The organism is Burkholderiales bacterium (assembly GCA_013695435.1).
Classification (GTDB): Bacteria; Pseudomonadota; Gammaproteobacteria; order Burkholderiales; family JACMKV01; genus JACMKV01.
The window spans coordinates 1-12,715 of record JACDAM010000004.1; the positions used below are offsets into that span (position 1 = coordinate 1).

At 61.5% G+C, this 12,715-nt stretch carries 14 protein-coding genes; 12 read left to right on the plus strand and 2 right to left on the minus strand.

Features of this window, described 5'->3' with window-relative positions; translation table 11 throughout:
- The first annotated feature begins 274 nt into the window (after positions 1 to 274).
- The 4 genes from H0V78_00140 (at position 275) to rsmA (ending at position 5,849) form a co-directional block, all read left to right on the plus strand.
- Positions 275 to 2,512 carry an LPS-assembly protein LptD gene (locus tag H0V78_00140; GenBank protein MBA2350236.1) on the plus strand — a complete coding sequence of 746 codons (2,238 nt, stop codon included), beginning with the start codon at positions 275 to 277 and terminating at the stop codon, positions 2,510 to 2,512.
- Positions 2,513 to 2,582: 70 nt separating this feature from the next.
- Positions 2,583 to 3,905, plus strand: coding sequence for a peptidylprolyl isomerase (locus H0V78_00145; protein ID MBA2350237.1), 1,323 nt, complete (start codon positions 2,583 to 2,585; stop codon positions 3,903 to 3,905).
- Positions 3,906 to 3,915: 10 nt separating this feature from the next.
- Positions 3,916 to 5,028: a 4-hydroxythreonine-4-phosphate dehydrogenase PdxA gene (gene pdxA, locus H0V78_00150; protein MBA2350238.1), complete on the plus strand. Its 1,113-nt coding sequence runs from the start codon at positions 3,916 to 3,918 to the stop codon at positions 5,026 to 5,028.
- A gap of 5 nt (positions 5,029 to 5,033) precedes the next feature.
- Complete coding sequence (gene rsmA / locus H0V78_00155) at positions 5,034 to 5,849, plus strand: 16S rRNA (adenine(1518)-N(6)/adenine(1519)-N(6))-dimethyltransferase RsmA (GenBank protein MBA2350239.1); 816 nt, start codon at positions 5,034 to 5,036, stop codon at positions 5,847 to 5,849.
- A 74-nt stretch (positions 5,850 to 5,923) separates the two neighbouring features.
- On the opposite strand, the gene gloA is transcribed toward rsmA, so the two are convergent.
- Both gloA and H0V78_00165 read right to left on the minus strand, forming a co-directional pair.
- Positions 5,924 to 6,313 carry a lactoylglutathione lyase gene (gene gloA / locus H0V78_00160; protein MBA2350240.1) on the minus strand — a complete coding sequence of 130 codons (390 nt, stop codon included), beginning with the start codon at positions 6,311 to 6,313 and terminating at the stop codon, positions 5,924 to 5,926.
- 10 nt (positions 6,314 to 6,323) lie between these two features.
- Positions 6,324 to 6,506 carry a rubredoxin gene (locus tag H0V78_00165; GenBank protein MBA2350241.1) on the minus strand — a complete coding sequence of 61 codons (183 nt, stop codon included), beginning with the start codon at positions 6,504 to 6,506 and terminating at the stop codon, positions 6,324 to 6,326.
- Between the two features lie 193 nt (positions 6,507 to 6,699).
- On the opposite strand from H0V78_00165, the gene H0V78_00170 reads away from it, so the two are divergent.
- The 8 genes from H0V78_00170 to H0V78_00205 form a co-directional block, all read left to right on the plus strand.
- Positions 6,700 to 7,548: a hydroxymethylpyrimidine/phosphomethylpyrimidine kinase gene (locus H0V78_00170; protein MBA2350242.1), complete on the plus strand. Its 849-nt coding sequence runs from the start codon at positions 6,700 to 6,702 to the stop codon at positions 7,546 to 7,548.
- 28 nt (positions 7,549 to 7,576) lie between these two features.
- Positions 7,577 to 8,221, plus strand: a complete 645-nt coding sequence (locus tag H0V78_00175; protein MBA2350243.1) for a thiamine phosphate synthase — start codon at positions 7,577 to 7,579, stop codon at positions 8,219 to 8,221.
- Positions 8,222 to 8,250: 29 nt separating this feature from the next.
- Positions 8,251 to 9,540, plus strand: a complete 1,290-nt coding sequence (hemL, locus tag H0V78_00180; protein MBA2350244.1) for a glutamate-1-semialdehyde 2,1-aminomutase — start codon at positions 8,251 to 8,253, stop codon at positions 9,538 to 9,540.
- Positions 9,541 to 9,624: 84 nt separating this feature from the next.
- A complete protein-coding gene (locus H0V78_00185; GenBank protein MBA2350245.1) occupies positions 9,625 to 10,185 on the plus strand; it encodes a YqgE/AlgH family protein in 561 nt (186 codons plus the stop codon).
- A gap of 87 nt (positions 10,186 to 10,272) precedes the next feature.
- Positions 10,273 to 10,776: a Holliday junction resolvase RuvX gene (gene ruvX, locus H0V78_00190; protein ID MBA2350246.1), complete on the plus strand. Its 504-nt coding sequence runs from the start codon at positions 10,273 to 10,275 to the stop codon at positions 10,774 to 10,776.
- Positions 10,763 to 11,281: a bifunctional pyr operon transcriptional regulator/uracil phosphoribosyltransferase PyrR gene (pyrR, locus tag H0V78_00195; GenBank protein ID MBA2350247.1), complete on the plus strand. Its 519-nt coding sequence runs from the start codon at positions 10,763 to 10,765 to the stop codon at positions 11,279 to 11,281. The genes ruvX and pyrR overlap by 14 nt, the downstream gene beginning before the upstream one ends.
- Positions 11,282 to 11,292: 11 nt before the next feature.
- A complete protein-coding gene (locus tag H0V78_00200; GenBank protein ID MBA2350248.1) occupies positions 11,293 to 12,252 on the plus strand; it encodes an aspartate carbamoyltransferase catalytic subunit in 960 nt (319 codons plus the stop codon).
- A 5-nt stretch (positions 12,253 to 12,257) separates the two neighbouring features.
- Positions 12,258 to 12,715, plus strand: a 458-nt coding sequence (locus H0V78_00205; protein MBA2350249.1) for a dihydroorotase, incomplete at its 3' end; no start/stop codon positions are given.

Consider the following 12,715-nt stretch of genomic DNA (forward strand, 5'->3'; position numbering starts at 1 on the left):
GCCGCGCAGCTTGCCCGTAGTGCACGCCGCAGCGCAGAGCAGGGGCCCCGCTTGCGGGGATGCGACCGCGGAGGCGTGCGGGAAGCCCGCGCCTAACGGCGTGCTGCATCCCGCTACGGGGTCGCATCCACGCGCGATGCGCGTGGAACCTGCTCCGCCCTGCGTGGGCGCGCTACTGATGCTGCACTGCGCGTCTAGCAGCCAGCCCATTCTCGTCGAAACGCGATCCGCGAAGGACTCAATCAGAGGTTCCCTAATCCGAAAACCATCGTTGATGCCGAATCTCAAGCTGCGCGCATTCACCGTTCTTTTGATCGGCGCCTTTTGCGCATTCGCGCACGCTGAAGAAGCCAGGCTTGAATTACAGACCGACCCCGCGCTGGCGACGGGAACCCCGGACAGCGGCGACGAAGGTCTGCCGATCTTCATCGAAGCCGACCGTATCGATGGCGATGACAGCGTCATCGAAGCCAGCGGCGCCGCTGAAATCCGGCGACGCGGCCAGGCGGTTTTCGGCGAAAAGCTGCAATACTTTCCGGGCAACAACGAGATCGATGCCGAAGGCGATGTGCGCCTCGACTATGGCGGCGACCGGATCGAGGGAACGCAGTTGCGGCTCAACATGGACACCGAGCGCGGCTTTATCGACGACCTGCGCTACCGGCTCGGCGAAAGTGGCGCGCGCGGCAAGGCCGATGTGCTGGAATTTCAGGGCCCCGGCCTGTATGAGCTCGATGACGCGACCTACACGACGTGTCCCGTCGGCGTCGACGACTGGTTTTTGCGTGTCGACAATCTTGAAATCGATCGCTCGCGCCAGATCGGCGTAGCCCGCAACGCCAGCGTTATTTTCAAGGGCGTCCCTATCCTGTACACGCCGTACATCAGCTTCCCGCTCAACGATCAGCGTAAAACCGGCGTGCTGACGCCGATCTTCGGAACGACCGGCAAAGGCGGTCCGGAAATCACCATTCCGTATTACTGGAATATCGCGCCCGACAAGGACGCGACCATAGCACCGCGCCTGATCAGCCGGCGCGGCCTGCTGCTGGGTACGGAGTTCCGCTATCTCGATCCGTTTTACAGCGGCGAGGCGCACGTTGAAGTTTTACCGTACGACCGCGCCCGCGATGACGCTCGCTACGGTTTGGCGCTGAAGCATGTCCACAACTTCAACAACAACTGGTCCGGCTATCTCGATTTTCAGAAGGTATCCGACGACAGTTATCTGCGCGATTTGTCGAACCGCATCGCCGTCACCTCGCAAACCAATCTGCCGCGCGAAGGCTTGCTCGCCTACAACGGCGGCTGGTTCAATTTCAGCTCGCGCCTGCAGCGCTTCCAGACACTGCAGGATCCGCTTGCGCCTATCCTGCCGCCGTACGAGCGCATCCCGCAATTGCTGCTCAACGCGCGCAAGCCGAATCTGTACGGCGGCGACTGGAACTTCGGCGGCGAATTCGTGAATTTCGATCACGCGAATCTGACCGACGGCAGGCGGACCACCGCTTATCCGAACATTGCTTATCCGATCCTCTCCTCGTTCGCATACCTTACCCCGAAATTCGGCTATCACCTGACCCATTACGATCTCGATCAGGCGACCACTACTTCGCCCGATCGTACCCGCGCCCTGCCGATCACATCCGTCGATAGCGGCCTCGTGCTCGAACGCGACACCGAGCTCGGCGGCGAGCGCTTCGTGCAAACCCTGGAGCCGCGCGCGTTCTATGTTTACATTCCGTTTCGTGAACAGAACGCGATTCCGAATTTCGATAGCGCAGTCGCCGACGTCAATTTCACGCAGATTTTTTCGGAGAACGATTTTTCCGGCGGCGACCGCATCAACGACGCCAATCGCATCACGATCGGGCTGACCTCGCGCTTTCTGGAACCGGAAACCGGCATCGAGCGCTTCCGCGCCACCGTCGCCCAGCGCTTCAATTTCGCATCGCAGGAAGTCAGGTTCGACCCCAACCAGGACATCAATCAATTCAACAGGATCAGGTCGGATTTGCTGGCGGCGGTCGGCGGGCCGATCTCGGCGAACTGGAGGGCCGAGGCCGGCATCCAATACAACCTCGAAATACCGCAAACGCAAAAATACAGTCTGGCGGCGAGCTATCGGCCTGCGCTCGGCAAGGTGCTGAATCTCGGCTACCGCTTCACGCGCGACGCGCTGGAGCAGGTCGACGTATCGACGCAATGGCCGATTTCGTCGAAATGGAGCGGCGTGGCGCGCTTCAACTATTCACTGCGCGACAGCCGTGTGTTGGAAGGGCTGGCGGGCTTTGAGTACAATGGCGGTTGCTGGAGTCTGCGCGTAGTCGGTCATCGCTTCGCGGTGGCCACGGCGGATGCGTCGAATTCGATTTTCGTGCAACTGGAACTGAACGGCCTGTCGAGAATCGGCTCCAATCCGCTCGACGTTCTCAAGCAAAACATTTTCGGCTACAGCGAGCTTCGCGCAAGCGGCGCCGCTCCGGTGGGAGCGATTTCGGAACCTTACTGAGCCGCTTGCTCAGCCAAATTAAAACGCCAGGTCTTTGCTGATTTAAGCCTTACTGATTCGAGGTAGCAACATGCGCTATTTCCGCCATGCGGCGCTCGCCGCGTTCGCCGTGTATGCCAGCATCGGAATCGCAAACGCGATACAGGCGGCGAAACCCCTCGATGTAGTCGTGCCGATCGATCGCATCATCGCGGTCGTCAATGAAGATGTCATTACCGGGTTCGATCTCGACGATCAGATGAAATTCGTGACGCGCCAGTTGAGCAAGCAGGACACGCCGCTGCCGCCGCGCGAGGTGCTCGAAAAGCAGTTGCTGGAACGCATGATCAATGAGCGCGTGCAAATGCAATTCGCAAAGGAAACCGGTTTGCGCATCGACGACGCGCAGCTCGAAAAAACCATAATCCGGATCGCCCAAGACAATTCGATGACGGTGCAGGCGTTTCGCGAAGCGCTCGTCGCGGACGGCATCAGCTTCAATAAATTCCGCGAGGAAATCCGCGGCGAAATCATCAAGGCGCGGCTGAAGGAGCGTGAAGTCGACAATAAAATTACCGTGACCGACAGCGAAATCGATAATTTTATGGAAAAACGCGAGGCGCAGGCCGGCCAGGCGGAAGAATACAACCTCGCCCATATCCTGGTGCGCGTTCCCGAGCAGGCGAGCCCGGAGCAGGTTCAGGAAAAGCAGGCGCGCGCAGAGAATGCACTCGCGCAGTTGAACGAAGGCGCGCCGTTCGCGCAAGTCTCCGCGGGCTTTTCCGACGCGCCCGACGCGCTCGAGGGCGGCAGCATGGGATGGCGCGCGCCGGAGCGCTTGCCGGATATTTTTGTCGAGCCGCTGAAGACCATGAAGACCGGCGAAGTCAGCCCGATTTTGCGCAGCCCGAACGGGTTTCACATCCTCAAGCTGCAGGAAAAGCGCGGCGGCGATGATGCGCCTATCATCATCGAGCAGACCAGGGCGCGCCATATTCTGGTCAAACCCAGCGAGCTGACTTCCGAGGCCGACGCGAAAAAACGGTTGACGAATCTGAAAGAGCGGCTCGACAACGGCGCCGATTTCGCCGAGCTTGCGCGGCTCAATTCCGAGGATGGGAGCGCCGGCAAAGGCGGCGATCTCGGCTGGATTTCGCCCGGCGATACCGTGCCTGATTTCGAGCGCGCAATGGCCGCGCTGCAGCCGGGCCAGATCAGCGAGCCAGTGCTGTCGCAGTTCGGCTGGCATCTGATTCAGGTGATCGAGCGCCGCAAGGAGGACGTGTCGGAAGAAAAGCAGCGTTTGCTGGCCCGCCAGGCGGTGCGCGCGCGTAAATCCGATGAGGCCTATCAGGAGTGGCTGCGCCAACTGCGCGATCAGGCCTACGTCGAGTATCGGCTCGAAGAACAGTAAAACTCTTGTAATGTCGCATGTGGGGTCCGCAAGGTTCCCCCAAACGCGCGATCTTCCCTTCCCGCCGGTTTCCACATTGGTCACAAATTCCAGCCAGATCGCGCCGATCGCGCTGACTGCCGGCGAGCCAGCCGGTATCGGCCCCGATCTATGCGTGCTGCTCGCGCAGAAGCGCCGGGCACACGCTATCGTTACGATCGCCGATCGGGATTTGCTCGCCGCACGCGCGCACGAACTCGGCCTGCGGTTGCGCTTGATCGAATTCTCGGATGAGGCTGATGGCGCGGTTGCGGACCAGCCCGGTGAATTGAGCGTTGTGCATCTGCCGGTTGCCGAAGCGGCGGTCGCAGGCCGGCTCAATCCGGCGAATAGTCACTATGTGCTGCGGACTTTGCGTTGCGCCGCCGAAGGCTGTGGCAATGGCCGGTTTTCCGCTATGGTTACAGCACCTGTTCAGAAATCCGTGATCAATGACGCAGGCATTCCATTCAGCGGCCACACCGAATTCCTTGCCGATCTGACCGGCGCCAACGAAGCCGTGATGATGCTGGTCGACGGCGCGAAAGGAAACGCGCGGCCGCGTTTGCGTGTCGCGCTGGTGACGACACATCTCGCCCTGAAAGACGTTGCCGCCGCGATTACCAAGAACAAACTGGAGGCCGTGTTGCGCATTCTGCTGAATGACCTGATGCGCCGCTTCGGCATCGCCCAACCGCGCATTCTGGTGGCGGGCCTGAATCCGCACGCCGGCGAATCCGGCCATCTCGGGCGCGAGGAAATCGAAGTCGTCATGCCGGTCTTGCGCAAGCTTCGCGGCGAAGGCTTCGATGTGCGCGGACCCCTACCGGCCGATACGCTGTTCAATCCGGAGCGCCTGCGCGAGGCCGACGCCGTGCTCGCGATGTATCACGATCAGGGTTTACCGGTGCTGAAATACGCGAGCTTCGGCGGCGGTGTGAACGTCACCTTGGGCCTGCCCATTATCCGCACTTCAGTCGATCACGGCGCCGCGCTCGATCTGGCCGGGACTGGCAACATTTACGATGGCAGCCTGCTCGCGGCGATTGAAATGGCATCGGAGCTGGCCGGCAACGCAGCGCAGCGACGAAGCGTCACCGCTTAGCGCTCGTGCTTGCCGCCCATATTCCGCGCAAGCGCTTCGGGCAGCATTTCCTGACTGATGCCTCGGTCATCGAAGCCATCGTGGCAGCCATCGCGCCGCGGCGGGACGACAACGTGATCGAGATCGGCCCCGGACTCGGCGCCTTGACGCGTCCGTTGGCGGCTCGCCTCGATCACATGCACGCGATCGAACTCGACCGCGATATCGTCGCGCAATTGCAGCAGGATTCCCTTGCGCACAAGCTGACCATTCATGCGGCCGACGCGTTGCGCTTCGATTTCGCCGCGCTTGCGCCGGCCGGCGCGCGTCTGCGCATCGTCGGCAATCTGCCCTACAACATCTCGACGCCGCTGTTGTTCCATCTCGCCGGCTATGCCAACATCATCGAAGACCTGCATCTGATGCTGCAGAAAGAAGTCGTCGAACGCATGGTCGCGGCGCCGTCAACGTCCGATTACGGCCGGCTTTCGGTGATGCTGCAACATCGCTTCGCCATGGAAAAGTTGTTCGACGTGCCGGCAGCCGCGTTTCGCCCGCCGCCCAAAGTCGAATCGGCCGTGATCCGCGTGCGTCCGCTACCTGACGATCGATTGCGCGCTACTGATGAGACGGTGTTCGGCCAAGTCGTCGCAGCGGCCTTTTCGCAACGCAGAAAAATGCTGCGCAATACCCTGAGAACGTATCTGGCCGGGCAGGATTTCGCAATGCTCGGTATCGATCCGGGCGCGCGCGCGGAAAATCTGACGCTGGATGACTTTATCAGGCTGGCGAACTCCGTGGCGAAATTGGGGTGTTCCGTTAAGCGAGCCGCTGGAAAATGATCGCGAAACTGGCGCGGCAGCGCCGGCCCGCGTCCGGGAAAAACCGCTGCTGATGGGAAGGGGCGGCGGAACCGCTACATCGCGCGTTTCTGAATGAACTCGATCTTGTAGCCATCAGGGTCCTCGACGAACGCAATGACCGTGCTGCCGTGCTTCATCGGCCCGGCTTCGCGCACGACCTTGCCGCCGCGCGCCTTGACGTCGTTGCAGGCGCGGTAGGCGTCATCTACCTCGATCGCGATGTGACCGTAGGCGTTGCCGAGATCGTAGGACGAAGTGTCCCAGTTATGGGTGAGTTCGAGCACCGCATTGTCGGCCTCATCACCATAGCCGACGAAGGCCAGGGTGAATTTTCCGTCCGCATAATCGTTGCGCCGCAGCACCTTCATGCCCAGCACTTTGTCATAAAACGCGATCGAGCGATCAAGATCGCCGACTCGCAGCATCGTGTGCATGATGCGCATGGCCGTCTCCTTAAATTTCTATCATTTCGAAATCTTCCTTGCGCGCGCCGCATTCCGGGCAAACCCAGTTGATGGGGATATCGGCCCAGCGCGTACCGGGTGCTATACCTTCCTGCGGACAGCCTTCGGTTTCTTCATAGATGAAGCCGCAGATCAAACACATATAAGTCTTATATTCGGTCGTCGTTTCCATTGCGATGACTGTTAGGGACGTGACTGAAAAATGCAAATGCGGAATCACTCGTTTTGCCATGCCGGGTTAGCGAACGGCAAGCCGCCCCGCGGCGCCGTGGCGGGACACAAACGCATGCGTAGAGGTTCCTAGGCTAGAATGCCATTTTAGACCAAAGCACAAAATGCCGCTGCGCGCCCCCGCCGGCGTTCCCATGTCTGACAAAAATCTACCCGAATTACCCCCGGTCGTGCTTTGTTTCGCCGGCAACGACCCAAGCGGCGGCGCCGGTCTCGCCGCCGATGTTATGACGTTGGCAAGCATGGGCTGCCATCCGCTGCCGATCGTTACGGCGATAACGATTCAGGACACCATGGGCGTCGAGGACGTGATGGTGCTCGATGCCGAATGGGTCGCCGATCAGGCGCGATGCGTGCTCGAAGACATGCCGGTCACGGTGTTCAAAATCGGCATGCTCGGCAGCGTCGAGATCGTCGCCGCGATCGCCGAGGTCGTATCCGATTATCCCGACATTCCGCTGATCTTCGATCCGATACTGGCGTCCGGGCGCGGCGATGAATTGGCCAGCGAAGATACGCTGGCCGCCATGCGCGAACTCATCGTTCCGCAGTCGACGCTGATCACGCCGAATACGCTTGAAGCGCGTCGCCTTGCCGCGGACGATAGCGACGAGCACGAAGACCGCGATCTGGCCGATTGCGCGCGCCGCCTTCTGGATATGGGCGCGGAGTATGTGCTGCTGACCGGCACGCACGAAAATACGCCGCAGGTCATCAACATTCTGTATGGCCAGGACGGCATTGTGCGCAGCGATAGCTGGCAGCGGCTGCCCGGTTCCTATCACGGTTCCGGCTGCACGCTCGCGGCCGCGGCCGCCGCCGCGATTGCCAATGGGCTGGAAATCGCCGAAGCCGTCAAGGACGCGCAGGAATACACGTGGCAGACCTTGAAATTCGGCTTCAGGCCGGGCATGGGCCAGCATATCCCCGACCGCCTGTTCTGGGCGCGCGAGGAAGACGAAGAGGGCGGCCAGAACGACTAGAACGCGCCCGGCAAAGGCGAACTGGCCGATGAAGGCGTCGCAGCCGGTTCGGGGCCTGTACGCGATCACGCCAGATCGCGCCGATACCGGCGCGCTGATCAGCGAGGTCAGGCAGGCGCTGGAAGGCGGCGCGCGCCTGATCCAATACCGGAATAAAAGCGCGGACGAGGCGCTGCGGCTACGGCAAGCGCGGCGACTGGTCGCTTTGTGCAGCGAATACGAAGCCTTGCTGATCATCAACGACAGCGTTGCGCTCGCAAAAAAAAGCGGTGCGCACGGCGTGCACCTCGGTCGCGACGATGTTGCGATTCACGCTGCGCGCGAGCAATTGGGCGCGGCGAAAATCATCGGGGCATCGGGTTACACGAGCATCGAGCGCGCGCGCGCAGCCGAGTCACAAGGCGCCGACTACGTCGCATTCGGCAGCTTTTTCGCTTCCACCGTCAAGCCGGATGCGTCGCGCGCGCCATTGGCGCTCTTGAGCGATGCGAAAGCGCGCATCGCCATCCCTATCGTTGCGATCGGCGGCATCACGCTTGACAACGCGCCGGTTTTGATCGAAGCCGGCGCCGACGGGTTGGCGGTGATTTCGGCACTGTTCGGCGCGCCTGATATTCACCAGGCGGCGCGCCAATTCGTCGGAATGTTCAAGGCGTCGTCGTGTCGAATCTGAAAGCCTCGCCAAATTCCGTGACCGCTGAAATGGCCATCGCTCAGCAACTTTTCGAACGTTCGCAGCGCGTCATTCCCGGCGGCGTCAATTCGCCGGTGCGCGCGTTTCGCGGTGTCGGCGGCACCCCGGTTTTCTTGCGGCGGGGAAGCGGCGCAAAAGTTTGGGACGTCGAAGGCAAGCCGTACATCGATTACGTCGGCTCGTGGGGACCGCTGATTCTCGGTCATGCCCATCCGCAAATCATCGCGGCGATTCAGCGCGCGGCTGAATCGGGCACGAGTTTCGGCGCGCCGACCGAAGCCGAATTGCAAATGGCCGAGACCTTGTGCCGGCTCTTGCCTTCGCTCGAACAGGTCAGGCTGACGAGCTCCGGCACGGAAGCCACGATGAGCGCGATTCGTCTCGCGCGCGGCTTCACCGCCCGCCAGACCATCGTGAAATTCGAAGGCTGTTATCATGGCCACGCCGATGCGCTGCTGGTCAAAGCCGGTTCCGGCGCGCTGACTTGCGGCCAGCCGGATTCGGCCGGCGTTCCGGCGGCTGTTGCGGCCGATACCATGGTGCTGCCGTACAACGATATCGCTGCGCTCGAGCGCGCGTTTAAGGCCAGCGGCGATGCGATCGCGGCGGTCATCGTCGAACCGGTCGCCGGCAATATGAATCTGGTGCTGCCACATGCCGAATTTCTGCCGCGGCTCCGCGAACTTTGCAGCAGGCACGGAGCCGTACTGATATTCGATGAAGTCATGACAGGCTTTCGCGTCGGCCTGGGCGGCGCACAGGGCATGTTCAACATCACGCCGGATTTGACGACGCTCGGCAAAGTGATCGGCGGCGGCATGCCGGTCGGAGCATTCGGCGGACGCCGCGACATCATGCAGCGGCTATCGCCGGTCGGCCCGGTCTACCAGGCCGGCACCTTGTCCGGCAATCCGCTTGCGCTGGCGGCCGGGTTGAAAACGCTGGAGCTGATCCAGGCGCCCGGTTTTTTCGACGAACTCAGCGCCCGCACCAGGCAGCTCAGCGAGGGGCTCGCCGGGGTCGCGAAAAACTGCGGCGCGGCTTTGTCCACGCAATCGATCGGCGGCATGTTCGGGTTTTATTTCCGCCCGACGCCGCCCGCAAGCTTCGCCGAAGTCATGCAAAGCGATGTTGCCGCTTTCCGGCATTTCTTCCATGCCATGCTGGCGCGAGGAATTTATCTAGCGCCGTCGGCCTACGAAGCCGGGTTCGTATCGGCGGCGCATGAAAATGCCGATATCGTACAAACCCTGCAGGCAGCGGCAGCCGCTTTAACCGGCGAGAGCCCTACGCTTTAACCGGCGAGAGAGCCTTCCCTAACTTTCGGAACGCCGCCGTGTCACATTGTGAAGGTACGGCCGGGCGGATAAAATACAGACACCATGGAAAGCGTAAATCTCACGCATCACTTTCTGATCGCCATGCCTGGCATGGTCGACCCGAATTTTTCCAAAACGCTGACCTACATCTGCGAGCACAACGAGCAGGGCGCGCTGGGCCTCGTGGTCAACCGGCCGATCGATTTGCGCCTCGATGCGCTGTTCGAGCAGATCAGCATCCCGGTTTCCGAAGACAAGTACAGCGCGATGCCGGTTCACTTCGGCGGGCCGGTGCAGATAGACCGCGGCTTCGTGCTGCACAATCCGCTCGGCGACTGGCAATCGACGCTCGCGGTCAATCGCGAAGTCGGCCTGACGACATCGAAAGACATTTTGCAGGCGTTGAGCGACGGCAGAGGGCCGCGGCGCGTCCTGGTCACTCTCGGTTATGCCGGCTGGGCGCCAGGCCAGCTCGAGCAGGAATTGGGGCAAAACGCCTGGCTGACGGTGCCGGCGAACGCCGAAGTGATTTTCGATACCCCCCCTGAACTGCGGCTCAGCGCTGCCATGGGTTTGCTCGGTGTGGATTTCGCGACCTTGTCCGGGCACGCCGGGCACGCTTGATAAATCAGCTAAACCGCGTGCGCTTACGCTCACACACTCGCCGCGATCCGGAATTAGCATTTCTGCAACAACCGGCGCGCGCCATCTTTGAACTTCGCCTCCGCCATTAGCAGTCATTCGCCGGCACCGCCCGGCGGGCGCGGCGCCATACTGGCTTTCGACTTCGGCGAGAAGCGCATTGGCGTCGCGATCGGCGACATGAGCCTGCGTATTCCGCATCCGCTGGCGACGATCACGGCCCCGGACAACGCGCGACGTTTCGCCGCTATCGCGGAACTGATCGCCGAATGGCAACCGGCGCTGCTGGTGGTCGGCATTCCGGCTGACGACCTGTCCGCGCTTGACGAAAAGCGCAGTGCCGACGGGACTGGGCATCGGCTTTCCCGCCTTTGCCGCAAGTTCGCGCTGCGCCTGCGCACGCATTTTCAGTTGCCGGTCAGTCTGGTCGATGAAAACCTGAGTTCGAGCGCCGCGAGTATCGACTTGCGCGAGGCCGGGCTGCGCGGACGAAAACAGAAGGCCATCCTCGACCAGATCGCCGCCCAGCAGATTCTGCAGACCTGGTTCTCCGGCCGCGATGGAACTGCCTGACGCCGAACATCTCGTTCGAGAACTGGTTCGGCAGTTGCGCGCGCATTTGGGGGCGCAATCGAACGCCTGCAAAAATACCGCACTGGTCGGCGTGCACACGGGCGGCGTTTGGCTTGCCGAGCGTCTGCATCGCGAACTTGCCATCGAACTGCCGCTCGGCGTGCTCGACATCTCGTTCTATCGCGATGATTTCCAGCGCATCGGTCTGCACCCGCAAGTCAAGCCGTCCGCGATTCCATTCGGCGTCGAAGACCGCGATATCATTCTGATCGACGACGTTCTCTATACCGGCCGCACCGTCCGCGCCGCAATGAACACGCTATTCGATTACGGCCGGCCGGCAACGATCCGCCTCGCCGCCTTGATCGATCGCGGCGGGCGCGAACTGCCGATCGCCGCGCAGTTCGTCGGCGCGCGGTTGCCGCTCGACGAAGCTCAGCAGATCGAATTGCGGCGCGATAGCGATGGCATATTGAGCCTGCATCTGGATGAGGCGGCGGCTTGATCCAGCATTCATTGCCCGCCGCGCAGACCAACCCGCAGCTGAATAAAAATGGTGAGCTGCAGCATCTCTTGAGCATCGACGGCTTGCCGCTCGAAACCTTGCGCCATATTCTCGATACGGCATTGTCTTTCGTCAGCGTCACCGAGCGCGAAGTTAAGAAGCTGCCGCTCTTGCGCGGCAAATCGATCTTCAATCTATTTTTCGAGCCATCGACGCGCACGCGCACGACTTTCGAAATTGCCGCCAAGCGACTATCGGCCGATGTCGTCAATCTGAACATCGGCGCATCTTCGCAAAGCAAAGGCGAAACCCTGCTCGATACCGTCGACAATCTGTCGGCCATGCATGCCGATATGTTCATCGTGCGCCATGGCCAGAGCGGCGCGGCCCATTTGATCGCGCGTCACGTTGCGCCGAACATTCACGTGATCAATGCCGGCGATGGCAGCCACGCGCATCCGACGCAGGCGCTGCTCGACATGTTCACCATCCGCCACTACAAGCGCGAATTCAGCGATCTGGTCGTCGCCATCGTCGGCGACATCCTGCATTCGCGCGTCGCGCGCTCGCAGATACACGCGCTGACCACGCTCGGCGTGCGCGAGGTGCGCGCGGTCGGTCCGAAAACCCTGTTGCCAAGTCATCTCGCCAACCTCGGTGTGAAGGTTTATCACGATATGGCGCAGGGCTTGAAAGATGCCGATGTCGTCATCATGCTGCGCCTGCAGAACGAACGCATGGACGGCGCGCTGCTGCCGTCAGCCCAGGAGTTTTTCAAGTATTACGGCTTGACCGCCGACAAGCTTGCGGCCGCCAGGCCCGATGCCATCGTCATGCACCCGGGGCCGATGAATCGCGGCGTCGAGATCGATTCGAGCGTCGCCGATGGCGCGCAGTCGGTGATTTTGCCGCAGGTGACTTACGGTATCGCGGTACGCATGGCGGTGATGAGCATATTGGCGGGGAATTAGGGGTTGTGAGGATATCAATCCAGCGCGGCCGCCTGGTCGATCCGGGAAATCGCATCGACGCGCCGCGCGATTTATTCATAGCCGACGGAAAAATCGTCGCTCTCGATCAAGCGCCCGACGGCTTCCACGCCGATCGCACCATCGACGCCAGCAATCTCATCGTCTGCCCCGGCCTCATCGATCTTTCGGCGCGGCTGCGTGAGCCGGGCTTCGAATACAAGGCGACGCTCGAATCCGAAATGCTAGCCGCGGTTGCCGGCGGAGTCACCAGTCTGGCTTGCCCACCCGATACCGACCCGCCGCTCGATGAACCGGGGCTGGTCGAAATGCTCAAGCACCGCGCGCGAAACCTCAACCAGGCGCACGTCTACCCGGTGGGCGCGCTCACGGCTGGACTCAAGGGCGAGCTCATCACCGAGATGGGCGAGCTCGCCGAAGCCGGCTGCATCGCCTTTTCACAAGC

Coding starts and splice junctions, on each gene's coding strand:
- H0V78_00140 (MBA2350236.1), top strand. CDS start 275: ATGCCGAATCTCAAGCTGCGCGCATTCACCGTTCTTTTGATCGGCGCC.
- H0V78_00145 (MBA2350237.1), top strand. CDS start 2,583: ATGCGCTATTTCCGCCATGCGGCGCTCGCCGCGTTCGCCGTGTATGCC.
- pdxA (MBA2350238.1), top strand. CDS start 3,916: ATGTCGCATGTGGGGTCCGCAAGGTTCCCCCAAACGCGCGATCTTCCC.
- gloA (MBA2350240.1), bottom strand. CDS start 6,313: ATGCGCATCATGCACACGATGCTGCGAGTCGGCGATCTTGATCGCTCG.
- H0V78_00165 (MBA2350241.1), bottom strand. CDS start 6,506: ATGGAAACGACGACCGAATATAAGACTTATATGTGTTTGATCTGCGGC.
- H0V78_00170 (MBA2350242.1), top strand. CDS start 6,700: ATGTCTGACAAAAATCTACCCGAATTACCCCCGGTCGTGCTTTGTTTC.
- H0V78_00175 (MBA2350243.1), top strand. CDS start 7,577: ATGAAGGCGTCGCAGCCGGTTCGGGGCCTGTACGCGATCACGCCAGAT.
- hemL (MBA2350244.1), top strand. CDS start 8,251: ATGGCCATCGCTCAGCAACTTTTCGAACGTTCGCAGCGCGTCATTCCC.
- H0V78_00185 (MBA2350245.1), top strand. CDS start 9,625: ATGGAAAGCGTAAATCTCACGCATCACTTTCTGATCGCCATGCCTGGC.
- pyrR (MBA2350247.1), top strand. CDS start 10,763: ATGGAACTGCCTGACGCCGAACATCTCGTTCGAGAACTGGTTCGGCAG.